The sequence below is a fragment of the Antarctobacter albus genome (assembly GCF_900101505.1).
GTDB lineage: Bacteria > Pseudomonadota > Alphaproteobacteria > Rhodobacterales > Rhodobacteraceae > Antarctobacter > Antarctobacter albus.
This window is the reverse complement of sequence record NZ_FMZI01000019.1, coordinates 1-24,226: the sequence shown is the minus strand read 5'-3', so window position 1 is coordinate 24,226 and position 24,226 is coordinate 1. Positions and strand designations below refer to the sequence as shown.

The 24,226-nt window shown below is 68.7% G+C and carries 24 protein-coding genes; 16 read left to right on the top strand and 8 right to left on the bottom strand.

Going from position 1 to position 24,226, the window contains the following annotated elements:
* Nucleotide 1: 1 nt before the first annotated feature.
* Genes bchO through crtA form a run of 4 tightly spaced genes read right to left on the bottom strand, consistent with a single transcriptional unit; the run spans nt 2 to nt 4,279 of the window.
* Nucleotides 2-892, bottom strand: coding sequence for an alpha/beta fold hydrolase BchO (bchO, locus tag BLQ71_RS23145; protein ID WP_074623416.1), 891 nt, complete (start codon nt 890-892; stop codon nt 2-4).
* Nucleotides 893-897: 5 nt separating this feature from the next.
* A complete protein-coding gene (locus BLQ71_RS23140) occupies nt 898-2,574 on the bottom strand; it encodes a magnesium chelatase subunit D (RefSeq protein WP_074623415.1) in 1,677 nt (558 codons plus the stop codon).
* Complete coding sequence (gene bchI, locus BLQ71_RS23135) at nt 2,571-3,572, bottom strand: magnesium chelatase ATPase subunit I (protein ID WP_074623414.1); 1,002 nt, start codon at nt 3,570-3,572, stop codon at nt 2,571-2,573. The genes BLQ71_RS23140 and bchI overlap by 4 nt, the downstream gene beginning before the upstream one ends.
* On the bottom strand, nt 3,569-4,279 hold the full coding sequence (crtA, locus tag BLQ71_RS23130) for a spheroidene monooxygenase (RefSeq protein ID WP_074623413.1): 711 nt from the start codon (nt 4,277-4,279) through the stop codon (nt 3,569-3,571). The genes bchI and crtA overlap by 4 nt, the downstream gene beginning before the upstream one ends.
* Nucleotides 4,280-4,404: 125 nt before the next feature.
* Here crtA and BLQ71_RS23125 point away from each other — a divergent pair, with 125 nt between their 5' ends.
* The 3 genes from BLQ71_RS23125 to tspO are packed head-to-tail and all read left to right on the top strand — an operon-like array spanning nt 4,405 to nt 7,475.
* Nucleotides 4,405-5,973, top strand: coding sequence for a phytoene desaturase (locus tag BLQ71_RS23125; RefSeq protein ID WP_074623412.1), 1,569 nt, complete (start codon nt 4,405-4,407; stop codon nt 5,971-5,973).
* The gene (crtB, locus tag BLQ71_RS23120; RefSeq protein WP_074623411.1) at nt 5,970-7,004 is read left to right on the top strand and encodes a 15-cis-phytoene synthase; all 1,035 of its coding nucleotides are present in this window, start codon (nt 5,970-5,972) and stop codon (nt 7,002-7,004) included. Before BLQ71_RS23125 ends, crtB begins: the two co-directional genes overlap by 4 nt.
* A gap of 6 nt (nt 7,005-7,010) precedes the next feature.
* A complete protein-coding gene (gene tspO / locus BLQ71_RS23115) occupies nt 7,011-7,475 on the top strand; it encodes a tryptophan-rich sensory protein TspO (RefSeq protein WP_074623450.1) in 465 nt (154 codons plus the stop codon).
* Between the two features lie 6 nt (nt 7,476-7,481).
* Here tspO and crtC read toward each other — a convergent pair whose 3' ends face one another.
* Complete coding sequence (gene crtC / locus BLQ71_RS23110; protein WP_496559535.1) at nt 7,482-8,312, bottom strand: carotenoid 1,2-hydratase; 831 nt, start codon at nt 8,310-8,312, stop codon at nt 7,482-7,484.
* A gap of 5 nt (nt 8,313-8,317) precedes the next feature.
* Nucleotides 8,318-9,901, bottom strand: coding sequence for a 1-hydroxycarotenoid 3,4-desaturase CrtD (crtD, locus tag BLQ71_RS23105; protein ID WP_074623410.1), 1,584 nt, complete (start codon nt 9,899-9,901; stop codon nt 8,318-8,320).
* Nucleotides 9,902-9,988: 87 nt separating this feature from the next.
* On the opposite strand from crtD, the gene BLQ71_RS23100 reads away from it, so the two are divergent.
* The 13 genes from BLQ71_RS23100 to dxs all read left to right on the top strand — a co-directional run bounded on the left by BLQ71_RS23100 (nt 9,989) and on the right by dxs (nt 22,901).
* Entirely contained in the window at nt 9,989-10,858 is an 870-nt protein-coding gene (locus tag BLQ71_RS23100; protein ID WP_082024762.1) for a polyprenyl synthetase family protein, read from the top strand.
* Nucleotides 10,859-10,862: 4 nt separating this feature from the next.
* Nucleotides 10,863-12,014, top strand: a complete 1,152-nt coding sequence (locus BLQ71_RS23095) for a methyltransferase (protein WP_373286033.1) — start codon at nt 10,863-10,865, stop codon at nt 12,012-12,014.
* 94 nt (nt 12,015-12,108) lie between these two features.
* Nucleotides 12,109-13,050, top strand: a complete 942-nt coding sequence (bchC, locus tag BLQ71_RS23090) for a chlorophyll synthesis pathway protein BchC (RefSeq protein ID WP_074623409.1) — start codon at nt 12,109-12,111, stop codon at nt 13,048-13,050.
* Nucleotides 13,047-14,072 (top strand): chlorophyllide a reductase iron protein subunit X, encoded by a 1,026-nt coding sequence (locus BLQ71_RS23085; RefSeq protein ID WP_229754843.1) that lies wholly within the window; start codon nt 13,047-13,049, stop codon nt 14,070-14,072. Before bchC ends, BLQ71_RS23085 begins: the two co-directional genes overlap by 4 nt.
* The gene (gene bchY / locus BLQ71_RS23080; RefSeq protein WP_074623408.1) at nt 14,059-15,558 is read left to right on the top strand and encodes a chlorophyllide a reductase subunit Y; all 1,500 of its coding nucleotides are present in this window, start codon (nt 14,059-14,061) and stop codon (nt 15,556-15,558) included. Before BLQ71_RS23085 ends, bchY begins: the two co-directional genes overlap by 14 nt.
* Nucleotides 15,559-15,619: 61 nt before the next feature.
* Nucleotides 15,620-17,092, top strand: coding sequence for a chlorophyllide a reductase subunit Z (gene bchZ, locus BLQ71_RS23075; RefSeq protein WP_074623407.1), 1,473 nt, complete (start codon nt 15,620-15,622; stop codon nt 17,090-17,092).
* A 3-nt stretch (nt 17,093-17,095) separates the two neighbouring features.
* Nucleotides 17,096-17,320: a cytochrome PufQ gene (gene pufQ, locus BLQ71_RS23070; RefSeq protein ID WP_043145765.1), complete on the top strand. Its 225-nt coding sequence runs from the start codon at nt 17,096-17,098 to the stop codon at nt 17,318-17,320.
* Between the two features lie 137 nt (nt 17,321-17,457).
* Complete coding sequence (gene pufB, locus BLQ71_RS23065) at nt 17,458-17,607, top strand: light-harvesting antenna LH1, beta subunit (protein ID WP_043145768.1); 150 nt, start codon at nt 17,458-17,460, stop codon at nt 17,605-17,607.
* A gap of 14 nt (nt 17,608-17,621) precedes the next feature.
* Entirely contained in the window at nt 17,622-17,789 is a 168-nt protein-coding gene (gene pufA, locus BLQ71_RS23060; RefSeq protein ID WP_043145809.1) for a light-harvesting antenna LH1, alpha subunit, read from the top strand.
* Between the two features lie 124 nt (nt 17,790-17,913).
* A complete protein-coding gene (pufL, locus tag BLQ71_RS23055; RefSeq protein ID WP_043145769.1) occupies nt 17,914-18,753 on the top strand; it encodes a photosynthetic reaction center subunit L in 840 nt (279 codons plus the stop codon).
* A gap of 2 nt (nt 18,754-18,755) precedes the next feature.
* Nucleotides 18,756-19,733: a photosynthetic reaction center subunit M gene (gene pufM / locus BLQ71_RS23050; RefSeq protein WP_175459258.1), complete on the top strand. Its 978-nt coding sequence runs from the start codon at nt 18,756-18,758 to the stop codon at nt 19,731-19,733.
* A gap of 5 nt (nt 19,734-19,738) precedes the next feature.
* Entirely contained in the window at nt 19,739-20,854 is a 1,116-nt protein-coding gene (gene pufC / locus BLQ71_RS23045; RefSeq protein ID WP_074623405.1) for a photosynthetic reaction center cytochrome PufC, read from the top strand.
* Nucleotides 20,855-20,963: 109 nt separating this feature from the next.
* Nucleotides 20,964-22,901, top strand: coding sequence for a 1-deoxy-D-xylulose-5-phosphate synthase (gene dxs, locus BLQ71_RS23040; protein WP_074623404.1), 1,938 nt, complete (start codon nt 20,964-20,966; stop codon nt 22,899-22,901).
* A 64-nt stretch (nt 22,902-22,965) separates the two neighbouring features.
* Here dxs and BLQ71_RS23035 read toward each other — a convergent pair whose 3' ends face one another.
* Both BLQ71_RS23035 and hemA read right to left on the bottom strand, forming a co-directional pair.
* Nucleotides 22,966-23,424 (bottom strand): c-type cytochrome, encoded by a 459-nt coding sequence (locus BLQ71_RS23035; RefSeq protein WP_043145773.1) that lies wholly within the window; start codon nt 23,422-23,424, stop codon nt 22,966-22,968.
* Nucleotides 23,425-23,483: 59 nt separating this feature from the next.
* Nucleotides 23,484-24,226, bottom strand: a 743-nt coding sequence (gene hemA, locus BLQ71_RS23030) for a 5-aminolevulinate synthase (RefSeq protein ID WP_074623403.1), incomplete at its 5' end; no start/stop codon positions are given.

The window sequence follows — 24,226 nt, the reverse complement described above, 5'->3', positions numbered from 1 at the left end:
CTCACCGCGCCGGGCTGGCAGATTTGCAGGCGGGCGGCAGATCCGACATCCAGTCCAGGACCGGGCGCATCACGGCGTCCGGGTCCTCTTCATGGGCAAGGTGGCCAAGACCGGGAATTGCCTGGAACTGGCCCAGCGGCAGGCGGTCGGCGGCGCGTCGGGAAATCTCGGGCGCCACGGCCCGGTCGCCCTCAGTGGCCAGCATCAGGCAGGGCGTTTCGATCCGGGGCAGCCAGTCCAGCACCGGGTCGACGTTCCAGCGGGCCATCATTTGCAGGGTTCCGTCCACATGCGCCCGGTCGGCAGTCAGCCGTGTGTAATAGCCGATGCCCTCGTCGCTCAAACGGCTGCCGGTGCTGGCGATCAGGCGGCGGGTGCGCGCCGCGCTGGCCCCGGCGGCGGTAAAGGCCAGGGCCGCCAGAGGCGTCGCCGCCATCAGCTTGGCCAGGATCGGAAACAGCCAGCCCGCCGCGCCATCGAACCGGCCCAGGGCGGCGTTCAGGCAGACAACGGCGGGCGCGGGCCGCAGCCTGCGCGCCAGGTTCAGCGCGATCGCGCCTCCGGCGGAATGCCCGATGACCACGGCGGGGTGCCATCCCTGCGCGGCACACAGCGCGGCGATGTCCTCTGTCATGTGGGCCAGGCTGCAACGGGCGCGGCTGCCCAGCCGGGTGAACCCCTGACCGGGCAGGTCCACTGCGACCACGCGGAATTGCCGGGCCAGAATGGGGATCACGTCGCGCCAGCTATGGGTCGATGCGCCGGCGCCGTGCAACAGAAGAACCGTGTCGCCGGTCCCGGTTTCCTGCACATGCCAGAGGTGCGGGCGCTGGGCGATGCGCCGGGACAGGCCGCTGTGCGGCCAGTCCGGCAGATCTCTGTCCCAGTCCACGGCGGTTATCCTGACAGGGCGGCGTCGGTTGCGGCGCTGATGCGCCGCGCATCGGCGCGCGGCAGGGCAAGGTAACGGGCATCCAGCCAGCCTGCCAGTTCGGCGCCTTCGGCCCCGGGCCGGTTGGCGGTGTCGATCACGACGGCGGGCAGGCCCAGGCTCCGCCACAGGCGGGCCATGTCACGGGCATCGGCGGCGGCTGCGGCGCGGCCCGGGCTGCCGTCCAGCGCGATGTTCCCGCGCCCGTCGGTCAGCAGCGCCAGGCAGGGGCTTTGCCCGTTGCGCAGCCCTTGCAGGGCCAGGTCATGCGCGGCGCGCAGTCCTGCCGCCAGCGGTGTGCCGCCACCGCCGGGCAAGGCCGCGATGCGGCGCTTGGCCTGCACCAGAGACCGGGTCGGGGGCAGGGGCACCTCGGCACGGGTGTCGCGGAAGGTGACCAGCGCCACGAGATCGCGCTTGGCGTAGGCCTGTGCCAGCATCAGTTCGACGGCGCCCTTCGCCTCGGCCATCCGGGCCAGCGCGGCAGACCCCGAGCTGTCGACCGCCAGGATCACCAGCCGGTCGGAATGCTCCTCGGTCCGACGCAGGCGCAGGTCGCCGGGGTGGATGATCAGATGTTTCTTGCCGGGCGTCGCCGCGCGCCGCAGCGGTTGCCAGGGCGCGGCCGCGCGCAGCGTGGCCACCACGTCGATCCGTGCGCGCCCGTCCGGGCGACCGGGCCGCGAGGGCAGGGGCCGTCCGCGCCGGTTGCCCTTGCGCTTGCCCCCCGCGCCAAAGCCCTGTCCACCCCCGCGCGCGGAGCCGCCCCGATCCAGCCGGGTCAGCAAGTCAGGCGGCAGGATGGCGGCAATGGCCTCGACCAGCAATTCGTCGGGGATGTCCTGCATCGCCGCGCCGTCGCCCTGCGCCTCGCTCTCCTGCTGCCGTGGCGGGTCCGGGCTGTCGTTCTCGGCCGCTGCCTGGGGGATTTGCGTGGCGCGGCTGGGCAAGACCAGCTCCGCCGCTTCGCGCAGGTGCTCTGATGTCACGCGGTCCCGGAGGTCGAGCGCCGCCAGCGCGCGCGCGCAGCGCAGGGCCAGCAGCGGCGCGCGCAACCCGTGGATGCCAAAGCGCGCGGCCAGGTGGACAAGCTGCGCAAGGTGATCATCCGGAATCTCGACCCTTGGCAGATGCGCCCGCGCGGCGTCCATGTCCGCCGGGGCAGGCAGGCGCAGCAGGGCGTGTGTGGCCCGGATTTCGGACAAGTCCAGGTGAAAGGCCAGCCGGTCGGTCAGGGCCTGTGGTGCGGTCTCGTCCGGGTCGGCGCCCTCGTCCAGCAGGACCAGGCAATGCCCGCTGTTCCCGTCCAGCACCCCGGCAAGACGGGCCGCCAGCCCGGGCGGCACGCGTTCCGCCATCGGCATGACCAGCGCCGCGGCGTGTTCGGCAAGGCCCGGCTGGCGCACCAGTCCGCCGCCTGCCAGCGATGCCGCGACATCCAACCCGCCAAAGAGCTGGATATCATCCAGCCCGGGATGGACCCGGCGCAGCGGCAGCGGCAACACCTCCAGCCCATCCTCCAGCCGCTGACGCACCGGGCCGGGCCGTGCGCGGATCACCATGCCGCCCAGCGCCGCCGGGTCGACGGCCAGTGCCGCAAGCGCCCGCCATGCCCGGATCCAGTCGGGGGGCGCTGTGGTCATGGCAGGGTCTCGGCGACGACGCGGGCGACTCGCGCGGCCGATCCCGCCTCGTCCAGGGGATCGCGGCGCAACCGGTGGCTCAGCGCCAACGGTGCCACGCTGCGCAGGTGATCGCGGGTGATTGCCGTGTCTTCAAAGGCCGCCTGCGCCCGCGCTGCCCGCAACAGGGTCAGTTCGCCGCGCAGCCCGTCGGCGCCAAGTGCCATGCTCAGCCTTGCGCAATCTGTCAGCACCTCTTCGGTCGGCTCCGTTCCGGCCAGGGCCGCGCGCGCCTCCAGGATGGCCATGCGCAGCGCCGCGTCCTCGGCCTGCCAGCGGGCCATGAACCCGTCGTGATCGGTTTCAAAGGCATGGCGGCGGCGGATGACCTCGACCCGTTCCTCGATGCTGTCGGGAGAGCGGACCTCGACCGAGAGGCCGAAGCGGTCCAGCAATTGCGGGCGCAGCTCGCCTTCCTCGGGGTTGCCGGAGCCGACGAGGACAAAGCGTGCGGCATGGCGGATCGACAGGCCCTCGCGTTCGACCGCGTTGAGGCCCGATTGTGCCACGTCCAGCAGCAGGTCGACGATGTGGTCCTCCAGCAGGTTGACCTCGTCGATATAGAGATAGCCTCGATTGGCCCGTGCCAGAAGACCGGGTTCAAAGGCCTTCTCGCCACGGGTCAGGGCGCGCTCGATGTCCAGCGCGCCGGTCACGCGATCCTCGGTCACGCCCAGCGGCAGGTCCACGACCGGGGTCGGGCGTTCCGCCAGTGTCTCGTCGACCGGGCCGGCCCAGTCGGGCACATCCTCCAGCCGGGCGGAATTGACCGGGCAGCCCGCGACCACGGTGATCGGCGGCAAGAGCGCGGCCAGCGCGCGCACGGCGGTGGACTTGCCGGTGCCGCGATCGCCAAAGACCAGCACGCCGCCCAGCCCGGGGTCGACGGCGGTCAGGATCATCGCCTGCTTCATCTGGTCCTGTCCGACGATGGCCGAAAAGGGAAAGCTCTGGGTCATGGCATCGGTCCGGCTGGTGTCAGGGAAGGCCCGCCCGGCCAGTGGCCGCTGACGCCGAGGATGCGGAACCGGGCGTACAGTTCCTCGCGGAACCAGTCGCCCTCGCGCACGGCGCGTATGGCGCGGGCATGGGGGCCATCGGCGCGGGCAAAGCGGGCCATGCTGGCGCTGTCGGGCCAGATCGAAAAGGTCACCTGGTGCAGCAATGGAACCTCTCCGATGCCGATCTTGAAGGTGACGGCGGGGTCGGCGCCGATGGCGGCGCTGATGTCGGGGACCCGGCGCCAGAACCGCCAGAGGTTTGACACCCGCAGCGTGGCCCGGGTCAGCGCCGCGATGGGGCCGGGTCCGGCCGTGGCGTTCCCCACCTCGAACGGGCTTTGACGTGACCAGGCCCCGCGGGCCGAAACCGGGGACAGGAACAACGTCCAGCTGTCCTCAGCCCGCCTGTGATACCGCCGATAAACCGGGGCGTCGCGTGTCTGGCGCCGGGCGCTTTGCAGGTCCGGCCAGGTGGCAAGGATCGCGTAGACGCCGGTTTCCGGCAGTGGCGTGAAGCCTTCGCCCGTGCCCGAGCCGCAGAGCTTCCAGAAGCCGATGCCTTCAGTCCGGCGCAGGGCCGGGCGGGCAAGGCCCATCATCGCAAAGGCCCAGAGCCGGCTGACCCCGCGCGGAAAGCGAAAAAGACTCAGGCTGACGACCTGGATGGCCTTTCCTCCTCTTGGTTGGCCTTCCTTGGCGGGTGTCAGGGTATCCTGACATGGAAATTCCTCTTGGAAAAGAGGTGCAATGCGAGATTGTCAATTTAACATTACACATGTAGGCTTGAGTAATGTTTACAGGCGCAGACTCCTTTCACAGGCACAGGCCGGTCGATCCCAAGGCGCCGCAGGCGCTGGTCGTGGGGGCCGGGCTGGGCGGGCTTGCCGCCGCGATGCGGCTGGGCGCCCGGGGCTATCGCGTCACGGTGCTGGACCGGCTGGACACGCCCGGCGGGCGCGGATCGGCCATCCACCAGGGCGGGCATCGGTTCGACCTCGGCCCGACGATCGTCACCGTGCCACAGGTGTTTCGCGATCTCTGGGCAGCCTGCGGGCGGCGGTTCGACGATGACGTGGACCTGCGCCCGCTCGATCCCTTCTACGAAATCCGCTGGCCGGACGGGTCGCAGTTTCGCGTCGGCCCGGATGCCGGGGCGATGCGGCAGGAGGTGGCGCGCCTGTCGTCCGGCGACCTGGCGGGATACACCCGGTTCCTGCGCGACAGCGAAGAGCGCTACCGGATCGGATTCGAGAACCTGGGCCGCCGCCCGATGCATCGGCTGGCCGACCTGATCCGGGTGCTGCCGACCTTTGCGCGCCTGCGGGCGGATCGGTCGGTCTATGGCCACGCGGCGCGCTGCGTGCGCGACGAGAGGCTGCGCATGGCGCTGTCCTTTCACCCGCTCTTCATCGGCGGCGACCCCTGTCATGTCACCTCGATCTACGCGCTGGTGAACCATCTCGAATCCGCTTTCGGTGTGCATTACGCGATGGGGGGCGTGGCCCGGATCGCAGAGGCGATGGCCAATGTCGTGACCGGGCAGGGCGGGGTGATCCGCCAGCGGGCCGAGGTCGATGAGATCCGGGTCGAGCGCGGGCGCGCCCGGGGCGTCAGGTTGACCGGGGGCGAGGAGGTGCCAGCGGATATCGTGGTCTCCAACGCAGATGCCGGGCACACCTATGACCATCTTCTGCGCGGCCTTGTCCGCCGCCGCTGGACCACGCCGCGCCTGCGCCGCACACGCTGGTCGATGAGCCTGTTTGTCTGGTATTTCGGCACCCGTGGCACGCGCGGCAAATGGCGGGACGTGGGCCATCACACGATCCTCAACGGTCCGCGCTATCGCGGCTTGCTGCGCGACATCTTCATCAAGGGCCACCTGGCCGAGGACATGAGCCTTTATGTCCACCGCCCCAGCGTCACCGATCCCGGTGTCGCGCCGGACGGGGGCGACACCTTTTATGCGCTCAGCCCCGTGCCGCACCTTGGCCACAAGACACCCGTCGACTGGGCGGACATGGCTGGCCGCTACAAGGACCGCGTTCTCAAGGTGCTGGAACGGGAATTGCTGCCGGGGCTGTCCCGGCACCTGGCAGAGTCGCTGGTCTTTACGCCTGAAACTTTCCGGGACCGGTATCTCAGCCCGCATGGCGCGGCCTTCTCGATAGAGCCGCGCATCCTGCAAAGCGCCTGGTTCCGCCCGCACAACATCAGCGAAGAGGTGCAGGGCCTGTACCTGGTGGGCGCGGGCACGCATCCCGGTGCCGGTCTGCCAGGGGTTGTCGGCAGTGCCGAGATCCTGGACCAGCTGGTGCCCGATGCTCAGGCGGCACCGAGCCTGCCGGTGGCGGCGGAATGATCGCGCCGGGGGACATGGCCCATTGCGTCGAGGCGATCCGGCACGGGTCGCGGTCCTTTCACGCGGCATCGCGGCTGTTGCCGACCAGGGTGCGGGAACCGGCGCTGGCGCTTTATGCCTTCTGCCGGTTGGCGGATGACGCGGTGGACCTGCAGCAGGAAAAGGCGGATGCGGTCCTGCGCTTGCACGACAGGCTGGACCGGGTCTATGCGGGCCGGCCTCTGGACGCCCCCGCCGACCGCGCCTTTGCCGCCGTGATCGAGGATTTCGACATGCCGCGCGCCTTGCCCGATGCCCTGCTCGAGGGACTGGCCTGGGACGCAATGGGCCGCCGCTATGCCACCCTGTCGGACCTGCGTGCCTATTCGGCGCGCGTCGCCTCGGCGGTGGGGGCGATGATGTGCGTTCTGATGCGGGTGCGCGACCGGGATGCGCTGGCCCGGGCCTGCGACCTGGGGGTCGCCATGCAGTTGACCAATATCGCCCGCGACGTGGGCGAGGATGCGCGCGAGGGGCGGCTTTATTTGCCGACCGACTGGCTGCAGGGCGCGGGCGTCGATCCCGCCGGCCTGTTGCGCGACCCGAGGCCGACGCCAGAGCTGGCCTCTGTCCTGCGGCGCCTGCTGCGCGAGGCCGGGCAGCTGTACCACCGGTCAGAGGCCGGGATCGCCGCGCTGCCGCTCTCGGCGCGCCCGGGGATCTTTGCGGCGCGGTTCATCTATGCCGGGATCGGCGGCGCGGTGGCGCGCAACGGATTTGACTCCATCACCCGGCGCGCCCGGACCTCGGGGGGGCAAAAGCTGGGCTGGCTGATGCTGTCGGGCCTGCGCGCGGGCCTGACAGTGGCGTTGCCACGTTCCGCGGTGATCCATGCGCGCACCTTGCCGGAAACCGATTTCCTGGTGCGCGCCGCCGCCAAGGATGCCGCGCCGGACTGGAGCGAGAGCCTGCACCAGGCGCTGGTCGCGCTGAAATTGCAGGAGCAAAACCGCCGCGCACCGTTGATGCCGCCCATGCCCGCCGCTAGGTAGATGGGCATGTTCTGGATCCTTTTCCTGATCTTCCTCCTGGCCTGTTTCGCGGCGGGCGCCACCGGTGGAATGTTTCCGCCGGGTGACTGGTATCGGTCGCTGGACAAGCCGCGCTGGACGCCGCCGGACTGGGTCTTTCCGGTGGCCTGGACCACGCTCTACCTGCTGATGGCCTTTGCGGGCGCGCGGGTGGCTCTGGCACCGGACAATGGCCTTGCGCTGGCCTTCTGGGCCCTTCAGATCGCGCTCAACACGCTGTGGACGCCGGTCTTTTTCGGGCTGCGGCGGATGCGGGCCGGGCTGGTGGTGCTCAGCGCGCTCTGGCTTGCGGTGGCGGCCGGCCTGGTGGCGCTCTGGCAGGTGGATGCCTGGGCGGGCCTGGCCTTTGTGCCCTATCTCTGCTGGGCCTCGGTGGCCTGGGCGCTGAACCTGTCGGTCCTGCGCCGCAACCCGGATGTGGCGCCCGCCTGATCTGTTTCAGCTGTCTTGAGCGAAGGACCAGCGCGCCCGGCGCGGGACGCGCAGCGCCAGCATCGGCTTGACCAGCGCAGACCGAAAGCGGCGCAGGTCCAGCGCCTCGTGCACGCCGGTTGTCTCTGTCCAGTCCAGCCGGGTCGTCACCATGCTGCGGCTGTAAAAGGGTGCGTCCAGCATGTTCTGCACCTGCCGCGGCGCATGGCCGGGGTCGGCCCGCGTCTGCCGCGTCACCTGCCAGAGCGAGCGGCGCAACCGCGCCGGGGGCGGCGGTGTCACCGACCGGGCCGCGCCCTCCGCGTCAAAGTGGATCGCAGCGGCCAGCGCGCTCCCGTCCCGCCGTCGGGCGTCGTAGAAACAGGTGCTGCCGGTGCCGGTGGGAAAGCGCCCCCATGTCCAGTTGTCGAAATCCTCTTCCAGCGCCCGGGTGCCGAAATTGGCATCGAAATAACCGTGCCCCTGCCAGCGCCAGCCCGGTGCGTCCAGGTCAACCTCGATCCGGCAGGTCGGCGCGAAGGGCCGCCAGACATGCGCCCCGTCCGGCGTCAGGGGCAGTTCGACCTGCGTCAGGGCCGAGGGCGTCACCGTGATGCGCCCGCGCAGGCGCCCGAACAGGGGCGGCGCGCCGCACTCGTCGATCCGGATTTCCAACTGGCCGTCCTGCCAATGCAGCGAGGACGGGCCGATGGTCAGGCTTTGTGGCGCTTGCCGCAGCGCGCCGCGCCCCCGGTCCGTCATCGCAAAGCGCCCGCCCGGCCCATAGGTGGCGACGTTCAGGCAGACGTGGTTTTCCGGGTCGCGCCGCCCGGACCAGGCGTACCAGGGCGAAAACACCGAGCCTATGAAGGCGATGACGCTGACCGCCCGCCCGCCGCCGTCGCGGATGCCGTCGACGTACCACCAGGCGTAGCCGTTCGGCGGGACGGCGAGGGCGAAGTTCGGTCGCTCAAGATCGCCTCGGCCGCGTGCCGGGCGGAGAGCATGGCCATCGGAACACCCGCCCCCGGATGCGCCCCGCCGCCCGCCAGGTAGAGCCCCGGTATCGGGCTGCGTGCCTTCGGTCTCTGAAAGGCCGCCATCAGTGCCTCCGGGCTCTGCCCGTAGAGCGCGCCTTGCGAGGCGGGAAACAGGCTCTCGAACCCCGTTGGCGTGGTCAGGCTTTGCGGTCCCGGCATCGGAGCAAAGCGTAGCCCCGCCCTGGCCAGCGTGTCGAAACAACGGGTGCGGCATTGGTCTGGCTCCTGGTCGGGGGCGGGAAGCGGGGGCGCGTTGGCGATGATCTCGAACCGTTCGAGATCCGGTGGCGGCGCGGGGCCGCCCCTGTCCATCGCGCAGAGGTAAAGCGTGGGGTCCGGCACCAGCACGCCGCGCGCCAGGGCGTCGAATTCGGGTTTCGGGTCGGCGCGGAAAAAGACGTTGTGATGGGCCAGGTCCACCCCCCGGGCGCGCGCCGCGAAGGCCCAGACCTGGGCCGATAGGCTGCGTTTGCGTTTGCCGTTCTGGCCGCCCGCAGGAACTGCCTCCGGGCCCAGGGCCCCGGTGGCCAGTGCCCGCGGATCGCCGTTGAACAGGACGCGCTCTGCCCGCAGCGTCCTGCCATCCGCGAGGGTGACGCCCCGCGCGCGGCCGTCGGAGATGTCGATCCGGGCCACATGGGCGTTGTGATGAAACCGTGCCCCGCGTGTCCGCGCGATCCGTTCCAGCGCCCGGGCCAGCCGATGCATCCCGCCCGCGATTTTCCAGACCCCAACGTATTCCGCCTGCCAGATCAGCGACAGCAGGGCAGGGGCGCGATAGGGCGAGGCGCCGACATAGGTGGCATAGCGCCCGAACAGCTGCGCCAGGCGCGGGTCGTCGAATGTCCTGTCCAGCAGCGCGGCAAGGCTGCGATGCGGGGCCATGTGGCGCAACAGGCCGGGCGCGCGCAGGGTCTGACCCGCCAGCCCGGCCAGCGAGGGATTGGCTGCCCGCATCACCGGGCCGTCGAAGGCCTCGAACAGGGCGCGCGCCCTGTCGCAGAAGGCACGGAACTGCGCAACGGCGCGGGCGCCGCCAAAGGCGCGCAGCGCCTCCAGGTTTTCCGGTTCGCTGTCGAAGAGGTCCAGCCGCGACCCGTCGGGCCAGAAGTGTCGCGCGATCAGGGGTTGGCGGATCAGCTCCAGGTGCGTGTCCAGCCGCTCGTCCAGGCTGGTGAACAGGTCGTCGAGCACCGGGCGCAGGGTCAGCACCGTCGGACCTGCGTCCACCGGCCCGGCGGGCGAGGGCAGGCAGCGCATCTTGCCGCCGGAACGCGCGGCGCGTTCGACCACCGTGATCCGAAGGCCGGCATGGGCCAGCCGCGCGGCGGCGGCCAACCCGCCGATCCCGGCGCCGACGATAAGGACGTCGCACCCCTGATGCGCGCTGAACCCGGAAGGTGTCATGCGGCAATTATTGACTCGGCGCCCCGATGTGTCCAATGTAAATTACACTATGAATGTAATTTCAAAATTACATGGTGGAGGTGCCCCATGCCCATGACCGCACGGATCGAAAGGGCGATTGCCCGGGCGCTGGCGCTGTCGCAAGGGGGATCGGCCCCGGCGAAACTGGCCTCTGCCCTGCCGTATGCCACCCAGCCCGGTGGCGCACGCATCCGCCCGACGATCCTCTTGTCGGTGGCGGCATCCTGTGGCGATGACCGGCCCGCGCTGGCCGATGCCGCCGCTGCCGCACTGGAGCTGATCCATTGCGCCAGCCTGGTGCATGACGATCTGCCCTGTTTCGACGACGCGGACCTGCGGCGCGGCAAACCGTCGGTGCATCGCGCCTATTCCGAGCCGCTGGCGGTGCTGACCGGCGACAGCCTCATCATCCTGGCCTTCGACGTGCTGGCGCGGGCGACGGTCGATCATCCGGACCGGGGCGCGCAGCTGCTCCTGGCGCTCAGCCGGCGCACGGGGATGCCCGGCGGCATCTGCGCCGGACAGGGTTGGGAAAGCGAGGCAGAGATCGACCTTGGCGCCTATCACCGCTCCAAGACGGCGGCGTTGTTTATCGCGGCGACCGAAATGGGCGCCATCGCTGCGGGCCATGCCCCCGAGGAGTGGCTGGACCTCGGCGCCCTCATCGGTGAGGCCTTCCAGGTGGCCGACGACCTGCGCGATGCCCTGCTGGACGAAGAGTCGCTGGGCAAGCCTGTGGGCCAGGATGACCTGCACGGTCGGCCCAACGCGGTCTGCGAAATGGGCATCGGCGGGGCGGTCGATCACCTGTCCAAGATCCTTGCGGCGGCCATCGCCTCGATCCCCTCCTGCCCGGGGGAGGCCATGCTGGCGCAGATGGTCAGCCACCAGGCGGACAAGATCATGCCGGCCGTGCCCGCGCGCTACCGGGCCTGAGACGGTGGTGGCCTCCGCCGACCAGCCCGGCCCGCGCCGCAGGCGTCGCGGCGGCTGGCTGGCGCGGCTGGTGGCGCGCCCCGGCGTGCAGGACTGGGCGGCGCGGCTGCCCTTCGGCGCCCGTCTTGCCCGACGTGACGGGGCAGAGATCTTCGACATATTGCAGGGCTTCGTCTCGGCCCAGGTGCTTGCCGCCCTGGTCGAGCTTGGCCTGCTGGAGCGCCTGCTAGGCGGGGCCGAACCGCCCGACGTGCTGGGGGCCGAAACCGGCATTGCACCGGATCGCATGGCGGCGCTGCTGCAGGCGGGCGCGGCGCTGGGCCTGTTGCGGCGGCGGCGGGGCGCAGCCTATGGCCTGTCGCGCAAGGGCGCCGCGATTCTTGGCGTTCCCGGCCTGACCGGGATGATCCGTCACAACTGCGCCTTTTATGCCGATATGGCCGACCCGGTGGCGCTCTTGCGCGGAGAGGCGGAGACGCAGATGGCGCGTTTCTGGCCCTATGTCCTTGGCCAGACCGGGGACATCCCGCCCGAGGTCTCGGCCCGCTATTCCGATCTCATGGCCCGCTCGCAGCGGCTGGTGGCGCAGGACACCCTGCGGTTGGTTTCGCTGAAGGCTGTCACGCGGCTGATGGATGTGGGCGGCGGGGCCGGGGTGTTCCTGACAGAAGCCCTGCGGCGCCATCGCGGTTTGCAGGGGGTGCTGTTCGATCTGCCGGGGGTCATGCCGCTGGCGGAGGAGGAGCTGGCCCGCGCCGGTCTGGCGGACCGAGTCGCCCTGGCGCCCGGCAGTTTCCGCGAGAACGCGCTGCCCCGGGGGGCGGATGCCATTTCCTTGGTGCGGGTGCTTTACGATCACGACGACACGACCGTGCGCGCCTTGCTGGCCTCCGTGCTGGAGGCCCTGCCGCCCGGCGGGCGCCTGATCGTATCAGAGCCGATGTCGGGTGGTGCGCGGCCGGATCGGGCGACGGACGTCTATTTTTCCTTTTACACCATGTCGATGGGCACCGGGCGGGTTCGTTCTGCCCGCCGCATTGCCGCCCTGTGCAAGGAGGCCGGATTCGTCGGGATCGAAGGGCCGTACACAGCGCGCCCCTTCATCACCACTGTCCTGGTGGCACGGCGTCCAGACAGCGATATATGTAAAGTTTAATTGACACATGTGCGTGTCGTGTTATCCTGACATGTGAAATCGACCGCGACGGCGACGCCCGCCGCGCGGACGAAAAAAAGGGGGAGGGGCGAACATGCAGACACGCGCTGTCCTTCTGAATGGTCCGGGGGATCTGTCCTTGGAACAGCTCGATCTCAAGGCGCCCGGCGCGGGCGACATCGTGGTCGAGATCGCGCATTCCGGCATCTCTACCGGCACCGAAAAACTGTTCTGGTCCGGCGCCATGCCGCCCTTTCCGGGTATGGGCTATCCGCTGGTGCCCGGCTACGAGGCCGCCGGAGAGGTGGTCGAGGCCGCGTCCGGAACCGGCTTTCGCCCCGGCGACCGGGTCTTCGTGCCCGGGGCCGATTGTTTCGACGGAGCCTATGGCCTCTTCGGCGGGGCGGCGGGCGTGCTGGTCACGGAGGCCGCGCGGGTCACGCGCATCGACGCCGCACTGGGGGCCGAAGGCGCCTTGCTGGCCCTTGCCGCCACCGCCCGCCACGCGATGGCGGGCCTGGAAAAGCGGATGCCCGAGCTGATCGTCGGCCACGGGGTCCTGGGCCGCCTGCTGGCGCGCCTGACCGTGGCTGCGGGCGCCCCGGCGCCCACCGTCTGGGAACGTGCGCCGGACCGTCGCCAAGGGGGCGAGGGCTACGACGTCATCGCGCCCGAGGAGGATCCGCGCCGCGACTATGGCGCGATCTACGACGCTTCCGGCAATGCCGCGATACTCGACGACCTGATCGGACGCCTTGCGAAGGGCGGCGAGATCGTCCTGGCCGGGTTCTATCCTGACGGCCTGCGCTTTGCCTTTCCGCCCGCCTTCATGCGCGAGGCCCGCCTGCGGGTCGCCGCGGAATGGCAGCACGAGGACCTTGCCGCCGTGCGCGCCCTCGTGGACAGCGGCGCGCTGTCGCTGGCCGGGCTGATCTCTCATGCGGTGCCGGCCGAGCGGGCCGCCGGGGCCTACCGGACCGCCTTCGAGGACCCGGCCTGCCTGAAAATGATACTCAACTGGAAGGAAGCAGCGTGAAGGACGACGTGCAGAAACACACCGAGACCGACGTGCCCGACCTCAAGACCTTCGACCAGAGGCTGCGCGACGAGGCGCAGGAAGACCTGGCCGACCTGATCACCGAGGAACCGACCAGCAAGACCCAGATCATCGCGATCTACGGCAAGGGCGGCATCGGAAAATCCTTCACCCTGGCCAATCTCAGTCACATGATGGCCGAACAGGGCAAGCGCGTGCTGCTGATCGGCTGCGATCCGAAATCGGACACGACCTCTCTGCTCTTTGGCGGCAAGGCCTGCCCGACGATCATCGAGACTTCGACAAAGAAGAAGCTGGCCGGCGAAGAGGTTCAGATCGGCGATGTCTGTTTCAAGCGCGGCGGTGTCTTCGCGATGGAACTGGGCGGCCCCGAGGTGGGGCGCGGCTGTGGCGGACGCGGCATCATCCACGGGTTCGAACTGCTGGAAAAACTGGGGTTCCACGACTGGGACTTCGACTATGTCCTGCTGGATTTCCTGGGCGATGTCGTCTGTGGCGGCTTCGGCCTGCCGATCGCGCGGGACATGGCGCAAAAGGTGATCCTTGTCGCCTCGAACGACCTGCAATCGCTTTATGTCGCCAACAATGTCTGCTCGGCGGTGGAATACTTCCGCAAACTGGGCGGCAACGTCGGCGTGGCGGGGCTGGTGGTCAACAAGGACGACCATTCCGGTGAGGCGCAGGCCTTTGCCAAGGCGGTGGACATCCCGATCCTGGCGGCGATCCCGCAGGACGACGACCTGCGCAAGAAATCCGCAAACTACCAGATCGTCGGCACGGCACAAAGCCAATGGGGCGAGCTCTTCGCCGGCCTGTCACAGGCCGTCTCGGACGCACCGCCGGTGCGGCCCGCGCCGCTGGACCAGGACGCTTTGCTGGCGCTTTTCGACGGTTCGGACACCGGGGCGGGCGTGACGCTGGTCCCCGCCACCGATGCCGACATGCGCGGCAAGAACGCCAAGCCGCAGGAGTCGCTGGAGGTGATCTATGACGACGCCTGATCTGGCCAGCCCGGGGGGCGACGGATGCCATTCCGCCGCCGACCTGGACCGGGCCGCGCGCAGCGCCGGTCAAAGCGACCTGTTGGATCAATACGCCCGCGACTACCCGCAAGGCCCCCATGACAAGCCGCAAAGCATGTGCCCGGCCTTCGGTTCCTTGCGCGTGGGTCTGCGGATGAAACGGGTGGCCACGGTCCTGTCGGGGTCGGCCTGCTGTGTTTACGGGCTGACCTTCGTTTCGCATTTCTACGGGGCGCGGCGGTCGGTGGGCTACGTCCCCTTCGATTCCGAAAGCCTGGTGACCGGCAAGCTGTTCGAGGACATCCGCGAGGCAGTACACAAGCTGGCCGATCCGGACCGTTTCGATGCCATCGTGGTGACGAACCTCTGTGTGCCCACCGCCTCCGGCGTGCCGTTGCGGCTACTTCCGGACGAAATCGACGGCGTGCGCATCGTGGGCATTGACGTGCCGGGCTTCGGCATTCCCACCCATGCCGAGGCCAAGGACGTGCTGGCGGGCGCCATGCTGAACTATGCCCGCCGCGAGGTCGAGGCCGGGCCGGTGGCCGCGCCCGAGGGTGGCGTGTCCGACCTGCCCACCGTGACCCTGCTGGGAGAGATGTTTCCCGCCGATCCGATGATGATCGGCGCGATGCTGGCGCCGATGGGACTGGCCGCCGGGCCCGTGGTGCCTTGCCGAGAGTGGCGCGAGCTGTATGCGGCGCTGGACTGCGGCGCCGTGGCTGCCATCCATCCTTTCTATACCGCCGCCGTGCGCGAGTTCCAGGCCGCCGGTCGCCCGATCGTGGGCAGCGCGCCCGTGGGCCATGACGGCACGGCCGCCTGGCTGGCCAGCATCGGCGAGGCCTTTGGCCTGTCAACGGACAGGGTGGCCGACGCGCAGAATGCCTTTTTGCCCGCCATCCGGGGGGCGCTGGAGGCGGCCCCGGTCAAGGGGCGGATCACGCTGTCGGGCTACGAGGGCAGCGAGCTCCTGGTGGCGCGCCTGCTGATCGAAAGCGGCGCCGAGGTGCCCTATGTCGGGACCGCCTGCGCGAAATCCCCCTGGTCCGCGGCGGATGCCGAATGGCTGCGCGCCCGGGGCGTGACGGTGACGTTCCGCGCCTCGCTGGAGAACGACCTGGCCGCGATGGAAGGGCTGCGCCCGGACCTCGCCATCGGTACGACGCCGGTGGTGCAAAAGGCCAAGGCGCTGGGCATTCCCGCGCTGTACTTCACCAACCTGATTTCGGCCCGGCCCCTGATGGGACCGGCGGGGGCGGGCAGCCTGGCCGAGGTCGTGAACGCGGCCATCGGCAACAAGCCCAGCATGGACCGGATGAAGGCCTTTTTCGAAGGTGTCGGCGAGGGCGATACCGCCGGTGTCTGGGAGGGCGCGCCCAATCTGCGCCCGGACTTCCGCGCGCTGAACCTCAAGAAACTGGAAAAGAAGGCCCGCGCCGCCAAGGCGGAGCAGATGATATGAGGGGGGTGACCTTTCATATCCGGCCGCTTGAACGCCCTTTTGCCAGTCGGGGAGGTGCCCCGTGCTGATCCAGGATCACGACAGGGCCGGGGGGTACTGGGGCGCGGTCTATGCCTTCTGCGCCGTCAAGGGTCTGCAGGTCATCATCGACGGCCCCGTGGGCTGCGAGAACCTGCCCGTCACGTCCGTCCTGCACTATACCGACGCGCTGCCGCCGCATGAACTGCCCATCGTGGTCAGCGGGCTGGGCGAAGAGGAACTGGGCCGCGACGGCACCGAGGGCGCGATGAAACGCGCCTGGGGCACGCTGGACCCGGCCTTGCCCGCGGTGGTCGTCACCGGCTCCATCGCCGAGATGATCGGCGGCGGCGTGACCCCGCAGGGCACCAACATTCAGCGCTTTCTTCCGCGCACCATCGACGAGGACCAGTGGCAGGCCGCCGACCGGGCGATGACCTGGCTGTTCACCGAATTCGGCATGACCAAAGGCCGGATGCCCAAGGAGAAAAAGCGCGAGGAAGGGGCGGCACCCCGGGTCAATATCCTTGGCCCCATGTACGGCGCCTTCAACATGCCCAGCGACCTGGCCGAGATCCGCCGCCTGGTCGAGGGGATCGGCGCCGAAGTCAACATGGTGCTGCCTCTGGGCGCCCACCTGGCCGAGATGCGCAACCTTGTGAATTCCGACGTCAACGTGGTGATGTACCGCGAATACGGGCGCGGCCTGGCCGAGGTGCTGGGCAAGCCCTACCTGCAGGCCCCCATCGGGGTCGAGAGCACGACGCTGTTCCTGCGCTCGCTGGGCGAACTGCTGGGGCTGGACCCCGAACCCTTCATCGAGCGCGAGAAACATTCGACCATCAAGCCGGTCTGGGATCTCTGGCGGTCGGTCACGCAGGATTTCTTTGCCACCGCGAATTTCGGCATCGTCGCCGGCGAAACCTATGCCCGCGGCATCCGCCAGTACCTGGAGTGCGACCTGGGCCTGCCTTGTGCCTTCGCCGTTTCGCGCTGCGCGGGGAAAAAGACCGACAACGACGCGATCCGCGCCATGATCGCCCGCGACCGGCCCCTGGTGCTGCTGGGGTCGATCAACGAGAAGATGTACCTGGCAGAGCTGAAATCCGGTCACGGACCCAGCCCCGCTTTCATCCCGGCCAGCTTTCCCGGCGCCGCGATCCGCCGCGCCACCGGCACGCCGATGATGGGCTACGCCGGGGCCACCTACCTGCTGCAGGAGGTCTGCAACGGGCTGTTCGACGCGCTGTTCCACATCCTGCCGCTGGGCTCCGAGATGGACGCCGCACAGGCGACACCGACACCGCTGCGCCGGAACCTGCCCTGGGACGAGGACGCCAGCCGCGCGCTGGACCGCCTGGTCGCCGCGCATCCGGTACTGACACGCATTTCCGCGGCCAAGACGCTGCGCGATGCCGCGGAGGAGGACGCGCAGCGCGCGGGCGCCGAGCGCGTGGCCCTCGCCGCCGTCGAGAGAGTTTCCGGCCTTGCCGGCCCAATCCAAGAGGAGGACTGACCGATGACCGACGTCACATCCAGCAGCCTGGGACAGACGCATGTCCGGCGCCGGCGCCGGGCCGAGTTCCACGTCTATTTCACCCTGATCTTCCTGCTTGCGTTGCCCTCGGAAACGATCGGCTGGGCGCGGGCGGTGATCCGCCAGAGGTCGCTGAACCTGCATGGCCCGCTGGCCCGCGCCTGGCGCGAGGCGGACCGAATCACGCCGATGATCTTCTCGGTCTGACCTCCCCGGGGGGCCGCCACCGAGACCCGACCTGACCGCCCGTCACGGGCGGACAGACCCCCTGAGGGACCGTGAAGGCCCCAAGGGACCCGGCCGCGGGGTTCGCGGCGTCAGCATAGCGTTCCGGAGGAAAGTTTATGGCTGATCAAAACGACCTGTCCTTCACAGGTCTCACCGACGAGCAGGCCCAGGAACTGCATTCCGTCTACATGAGCGGCCTCTGGCTGTTCGCGGCGGTCGCAGTGGTTGCCCACCTGGCAACCTACATCTGGGCCCCCTGGTTCTAGGAAAGGATATGGACGTGTCCAAGTTCTACAAGATCTGGCTCATCTTCGATCCTCGCCGCGTGTTCGTCGCGCAAGGCGTCTTCCTGTTCCTGTTGGCCGTCATGATCCACCTGGTGGTTCTGTCGAACGGCGTCAACTGGTTCGAGAACGCGGCCGCATCGCGTGCCGCGGCCGATGAGTGACCAGGGGACAATCGTCCCATGAAAGCGTTGCGGGCGGCCGGCCCGCCCGCAGCGAACGCACACCTCACACCTTAACGACGGCTTGAGATCTGATCGAACGGGCCGCCAAAAGCGGGGAAATACGATGGCGTTGCTCAGCTTCGAGAAAAAGTACCGCGTCCGCGGGGGGACGCTGATCGGCGGGGATCTCTTCGATTTCTGGGTCGGCCCCTTCTACGTCGGCTTCTTCGGTGTCACGACCGCCTTCTTTGCGGCCCTCGGCACCATCCTGATCTTCTGGGGGGCGGCCCACCAGGGCACGTTCAACCCCTGGCTCATAAACATCGCGCCGCCCGACCTGTCCTACGGGCTGGGGGCCGCGCCCCTGATGGAAGGGGGGCTGTGGCAGATCATAACGATCTGCGCCACCGGCGCCTTCATCAGCTGGGCCCTGCGCGAGGTCGAGATCTGCCGCAAGCTGGGGATGGGCTATCATGTGCCCTTCGCCTTCAGCTTTGCCATCCTGGCCTATGTCACGCTGGTGATCTTTCGCCCGGTGCTGATGGGCGCCTGGGGGCACGGCTTTCCCTATGGCATCTTCAGTCACCTCGACTGGGTCAGCAACACCGGCTACGCCTACCTGCATTTCCATTACAATCCCGCGCACATGCTGGCGGTCAGCCTGTTCTTTGGCACCACCCTCGCGCTGGCGTTGCATGGCGGGCTGATCCTCTCGGCGGCCAATCCCGAGAAGGGAGAGGAGATGAAGACGCCGGATCACGAAGACAGCTTCTTCCGTGACTTCATCGGCTACTCGATCGGCACGCTGGGCATTCACCGGCTGGGTTTCCTGCTGGCCATCAACGCGGTCTTCTTCTCGGCGGTCTGCATCATCATCTCGGGACCGGTCTGGACCAGCGGCTGGCCGGAATGGTGGAACTGGTGGCTCGATCTGCCGATCTGGCCCTCTCAGGCGGGAATGTGATCATGAGCGAATATCAGAACATCTTCACCCAGGTTCAGGTCGAAGGACCGGCCGAATGGGGCATGGACAACGACCTTGCCTCGGAACGTATCGTCACCCCGGGGTTCAGCCGCCTCGTCGGCTGGGTGGGCAACGCCCAGCTGGGGCCGATCTACCTGGGCTGGACCGGGATGATCAGCCTGGCCACCGGGGCGCTGGCGATCTTCATCATCGGGCTCAACATGCTGGCGCAGGTCGGCTGGTCGATCCCCGAGTTCCTGCGCCAGGGTTTCTGGCTGGCGCTGGAACCGCCCAGCCCGGAATACGGGCTGACCATCCCGCCGCTGAACGACGGCGGCTGGTACATCATCGCCTCGCTGTTCCTGCTGGTGGCGGTCTGTACCTGGTGGCTGCGCACCTACCTGCTGGCCGAACAGCACAAGATGGGCAAACATGTCGCCTGGGCCTTTGCCAGCGCGATCTGGCTGTTCCTGGTGCTGGGCCTGTTCCGGCCGATCCTGATGGGATCCTGGTCCGAGGCGGTGCCCTACGGGATCTTCCCGCACCTCGACTGGACCACCGCGTTCAGCATCCGCTACGGCAACCTCTACTACAATCCGTTCCACTGTCTCTCGATCGTCTTCCTTTACGGGTCGGTGCTGCTCTTCGCGATGCATGGTGCCACGATCCTGGCGGTCAGCCGGTTCGGCGGCGACCGCGAGCTGGAACAGATCGTCGACCGGGGTACGGCCTCGGAACGGGCGGCACTGTTCTGGCGCTGGACGATGGGGTTCAACGCGACGATGGAGGGCATTCACCGCTGGGCCTGGTGGTTCGCGGTGCTGACCCCGATCACCGGCGGCATCGGCATCCTGCTGACGGGAACGGTCGTCGACAACTGGTTCATCTGGGCGCAGGAACACCATTTCGCGCCGATGTATGACGGCAGCTATGGCTACGAGGCCTACGGGACCTACGAAGCCTTCATCGGACGGGAGTGAGCGCGATGTTCAAATGGTTTGACAAATGGAACCGCGAGCACCCCGCCGATATCGAACGCCCGGCGATCCTGACCGGCGTGGCCGGGGCGGTGGTGCTGGCCGTGGTTGCCGTGATGGCGCTGGGCCAGCCCTACAAGACCGACAGCCTGCAAACCGGCCCGCGCGGCAACGGCATGTCGGTGCCCGAGTTCGTTTCCGACCTCGCCGTGCCCGACCCGGCCATTGCCGAGCTGTTCGATGACCCGCCCTATGTGCCCGAAGAGGGCGAGGAGCTGGCGGGCGACATCTACCAGAACGTCCAGGTTCTGGGCGATCTGACCGACGCCAACTTCAACCGGCTGATGGCGGCGATGACCCGATGGGTCGCGCCAGAGCAGGGCTGTGCCTATTGCCACGGCGACGGCGATCTCGAAACCTACGGCGAGGACACCCTTTACACCAAGGTCGTCTCGCGCCGGATGATCGAGATGACCCGCAACATCAACGAGAACTGGGACGCGCATGTGAACGCCAACAAGCAGGTCGGCGTCACCTGCATGACCTGTCACCGGGGCCAGAACGTGCCCAGCGACATCTGGTTCAAGATGGGCGAGGTCAACATGGCCGCCGCCGGCTGGTCGGCGGTGCAGAACCGGGCGACGCCGCTCACCTCCTACACCTCGTTGCCGACGGACGCGTTGGAGAAATATCTGCTGGATGGTGACATGATCGGCGTGCACGACCTGGAAAGCCGCGTCGCCGCGCGACCGGGGGACGAGGGCGTGCCGACGATCCAGGACGCGGAACGCACCTATGCGCTGATGAACTACGTCGCCAATTCGCTGGGGGTGAACTGCACCTTCTGTCACAACACCCGCGCCTTCTACGACGGCGGGCAGGTGACGCCGCAATGGGCGACCGAAAGCCTGGGCATCCAGATGGTGCTGGAACTGAACAACGACTACCTGGTGCCGCTGGCCGAGGTGCTGGCCGAGGACCGGCTGGGACCGGTGGCGGGTGACGCACCCAAGGTCGCCTGCCGCACCTGTCACAAGGGCTATCAGCAGCCCCTGCAGGGCACCAATGTGATTGCCGACTGGCCCGAACTGGCGACCTCTGAGGCGCCGGACTACGGCCAGTAAACTCCCGGGGCGGGGCGGCCTGGTGTCGCCCCGGTCCTTTCAGTCCGGCCTGCCGCGCCGCTTGCCCTCTCGTGGTGGCGCCATGCCGGACCAGCGACAGGAGCGCGCGATGACCCTTGCTGACAAACCCCACACACCGTTTCTTGACCGGGTGGCCGGTCCGTCGGACCTGCGCCGGATGCCCGACACGGATCTCGCCGCGCTGGCGGACGAGTTGCGGGCCGAAGTGATCTCGGCCGTGTCGCAGACCGGCGGGCACCTCGGGTCCTCGCTGGGCGTGGTCGAGCTGAGCGTGGCGATCCACGCGGTCTTCGACACGCCCAAGGACAAGCTGATCTGGGACGTGGGCCACCAGTGTTATCCGCACAAGATCCTGACCGGGCGCCGCGACCGCATCCGCACCCTGCGCCAGAAGGACGGGCTGTCCGGCTTCACCAAGCGCACGGAATCCGAACATGATCCCTTTGGCGCGGCGCATAGTTCGACCTCGATCAGCGCGGCGCTGGGGTTCGCGGTGGGCCGCGACATGGGCCGGCCCACGGGTGACGCCATCGCCGTGATCGGCGACGGGGCGATCAGTGCCGGCATGGCCTACGAGGCCCTGAACAACGCCGGCGCCGAGGGGCGGCGGCTGTTCGTGATCCTCAACGACAACGAGATGAGCATCGCGCCCCCGGTCGGGGCCATGTCGTCCTACCTCAGCCGGATGTACGCCGCCGAGCCGGTGGCGCGGATGCGCTCGATGGTCGAGGGGATGGAGGCCGCCATGCCCGAACCGATGCGCAGCGGCGCCCGCCGCGCGCGTCAACTGGTGACCGGGCTGGGCGGCTCCGGCACGCTTTTCGAGGAACTGGGCTTCGACTATGTCGGGCCGATCGACGGTCATGACATGAGCCAGCTCTTGCCGGTGCTGCGCGCGGCACGGGCGCGGGCGCGCGGCCCGGTCCTGATCCATTGCTGCACCGTCAAGGGCAAGGGCTATCCTCCCGCCGAGACCAGCGCCGACCGCGGGCATGGCGTGTCCAAGTTCGACCCCGCCACCGGGCCGCAGGCCAGTCCCGCCAAACCCGGCGTCGCGCCCAGCTATACCAGCGTCTTCGGCACGGCCCTGACGCAGGAGGCCGCGCGCGACGACCGGATCGTCGCCGTGACGGCGGCCATGCCCGATGGCACTGGCCTGTCCAAGATGGCGGCGCGCTTTCCGAACCGGGTCTTCGACGTGGGCATCGCCGAACAGCATGGCGTGACCTTTGCCGCCGGCATGGCGGCCAGCGGGCTGCGTCCCTTCTGTGCGATCTACTCGACCTTCCTGCAGCGCGGCTATGACCAGGTGGTGCATGACGTCGCCCTGCAGAACCTGCCGGTGCGCTTTGCCATCGACCGGGCGGGCCTTGTGGGGGCGGATGGCGCCACCCATGCCGGGGCCTATGACATGGCCTACCTGTCGAACCTGCCGGGGTTCACTGTCATGGCCGCCGCCGACGAGGCCGAGCTGATGCACATGGTGGCCACCGCCGCCGCCCATGACGAAGGGCCCATCGCCTTTCGCTATCCCCGCGGCGCGGGCACCGGCGTCACACTGCCGGAACGGGGCGAGGTGCTGGAGATCGGGCGCGGCCGCGTGCTGGAAGAGGGCGAGGACATCGCGATCCTGTCCTGCGGGGCGCATCTGCCGCAATGCCGCGAGGCCGCCGCCGCCCTGCGCGAGGCGGGCCATACCGTCACCCTGGCCGATGCCCGTTTCGTCAAGCCGCTGGACAGCGACCTGCTGCGCCGTCTCGCGCTTGGCCACAGGGCGCTGGTGACGGTCGAACAGGGCGCCGAGGGCGGGTTCGGGTCCGTGGTGCTGCACGCGCTGGCCTGGATGGGGCTGTTGGACCGTGGTCTTGCGATCCGCACCATCTGCCTGCCGGACAGGATCATCGAACAGGCCAGCCCGGACGAGATGTACGCAAACGCGGCCATGACCGCCGGCGACATCTTCGAGGTCGCCCAGGGCGCGCTTGGCACCCGTGCCAAGGTGACGCCGCTGGCCCTGGCGCGCTGACCTGCGCCAAAGAAACGCCGCGCCCCCGGGCAGGGGGCGCGGCGTTTTCCTGTTCGGGGTCGTGTCAGTCGGCGCTGGCCTCGTCCATCTCGGGTTCGGGCCCGACAGAGACCAGGTAGGCCCAGACGTTCGCCGCATCCTCGTCGCTGCGGGCGCGGAAGGTCATCTTGCCCCGGGCCGAGCTGTCGTCGAGGTAGTCCTTGAGGAAATCAGTGGCATTGCGGACGTAGGGCACGAAATGCTCTTCGTCCCAGGCCAGCCCCGCCTCTCCAGCGGCGACCATCGAGTCCGAGTAGTTGAAATCCTCGTAGGTGCCCGCCGTTCGACCGGCGACGCCATAGAGGTTGGGGCCGACCTTGCCGCCCTTCTGGATCTCATCGCCCTCGGGAGAGACGATCATGTGGCAGGCGCGGCACTGGCGAAAGACCTTTTCCCCTTCCTCGGGATCGCCGGTCGCATGGCTTTCCGCAAGCACGGGGGTCGAGACCGCGCAGAAGGCGGCGGCTATGACAAGTGGTTTCATTCGTACTCCTCCCTTTTGAGTGACGTAGTGCGGATCTTCGGGGAATCGAGAACAGCCCCTCACGCGACGGCATGCGCGATGGCGCATTGCTTCCACAATACGGTGAGGGCCTCGACCAGGTGGTCGATGTCGGCGTCCGAATGCAGCGGTCCCGGGGTGAAGCGCAGGCGCTCGGTGCCCTTGGGCACGGTCGGATAGTTGATCGGCTGCACGTAGATCCCCCAGTCGCGCATCAGGATGTCCGCCAGCATCCGGCATTTCACCGGGTCCTTGATCATCACCGGGATGATGTGGCTGTCATTGGCCAGGTGCGGGATGCCGTGCCGGTCCAGCGCCGCGCGCAGGCGCGCTACCTGGCGGCGTTGCTGCCGGCGCTCGGCGTCGGAGATCTTCAGATGCGCGATCGAGGCCTGGGCCGCGGCCGCGACCGCCGGCGGCAGCGCGGTGGTGAAGATGAACCCCGAGGCAAAGCTGCGGATGAAATCGCAGAGCGCCCGCGAGCCCGAGACATAGCCGCCCATGCAGCCATAGGCCTTGCCCAGCGTGCCCTCGATCAGGGTGATCCTGTCGGCCAGGCCGCGGGCCTCGGCGATGCCGCCGCCGCGCGGACCGTAAAGCCCCACGGCGTGCACCTCGTCGAGATAGGACATGGCGCCGTGGCGTTCCGCCACCTCGACGATCTCGGCCATCGGGCAGATGTCGCCATCCATCGAGTAGACGGATTCGAAGGCGACGATCTTGGGCGCGTTGGCGGGCAGCGCCGCCAGCTTGCGGTCCAGGTCCTCGGGGTCGTTGTGTTTCC

Excerpts from the sequence above, each read along its gene's own strand:
- BLQ71_RS23140 (WP_074623415.1), bottom strand. The coding sequence starts at position 2,574 with ATGACCACAGCGCCCCCCGACTGGATCCGGGCATGGCGGGCGCTTGCG.
- bchI (WP_074623414.1), bottom strand. The coding sequence starts at position 3,572 with ATGACCCAGAGCTTTCCCTTTTCGGCCATCGTCGGACAGGACCAGATG.
- BLQ71_RS23125 (WP_074623412.1), top strand. The coding sequence starts at position 4,405 with ATGTTTACAGGCGCAGACTCCTTTCACAGGCACAGGCCGGTCGATCCC.
- crtB (WP_074623411.1), top strand. The coding sequence starts at position 5,970 with ATGATCGCGCCGGGGGACATGGCCCATTGCGTCGAGGCGATCCGGCAC.
- tspO (WP_074623450.1), top strand. The coding sequence starts at position 7,011 with ATGTTCTGGATCCTTTTCCTGATCTTCCTCCTGGCCTGTTTCGCGGCG.
- crtD (WP_074623410.1), bottom strand. The coding sequence starts at position 9,901 with ATGACACCTTCCGGGTTCAGCGCGCATCAGGGGTGCGACGTCCTTATC.
- BLQ71_RS23100 (WP_082024762.1), top strand. The coding sequence starts at position 9,989 with ATGCCCATGACCGCACGGATCGAAAGGGCGATTGCCCGGGCGCTGGCG.
- bchC (WP_074623409.1), top strand. The coding sequence starts at position 12,109 with ATGCAGACACGCGCTGTCCTTCTGAATGGTCCGGGGGATCTGTCCTTG.
- bchY (WP_074623408.1), top strand. The coding sequence starts at position 14,059 with ATGACGACGCCTGATCTGGCCAGCCCGGGGGGCGACGGATGCCATTCC.
- pufQ (WP_043145765.1), top strand. The coding sequence starts at position 17,096 with ATGACCGACGTCACATCCAGCAGCCTGGGACAGACGCATGTCCGGCGC.
- pufB (WP_043145768.1), top strand. The coding sequence starts at position 17,458 with ATGGCTGATCAAAACGACCTGTCCTTCACAGGTCTCACCGACGAGCAG.
- pufL (WP_043145769.1), top strand. The coding sequence starts at position 17,914 with ATGGCGTTGCTCAGCTTCGAGAAAAAGTACCGCGTCCGCGGGGGGACG.
- pufM (WP_175459258.1), top strand. The coding sequence starts at position 18,756 with ATGAGCGAATATCAGAACATCTTCACCCAGGTTCAGGTCGAAGGACCG.
- pufC (WP_074623405.1), top strand. The coding sequence starts at position 19,739 with ATGTTCAAATGGTTTGACAAATGGAACCGCGAGCACCCCGCCGATATC.
- dxs (WP_074623404.1), top strand. The coding sequence starts at position 20,964 with ATGACCCTTGCTGACAAACCCCACACACCGTTTCTTGACCGGGTGGCC.
- BLQ71_RS23035 (WP_043145773.1), bottom strand. The coding sequence starts at position 23,424 with ATGAAACCACTTGTCATAGCCGCCGCCTTCTGCGCGGTCTCGACCCCC.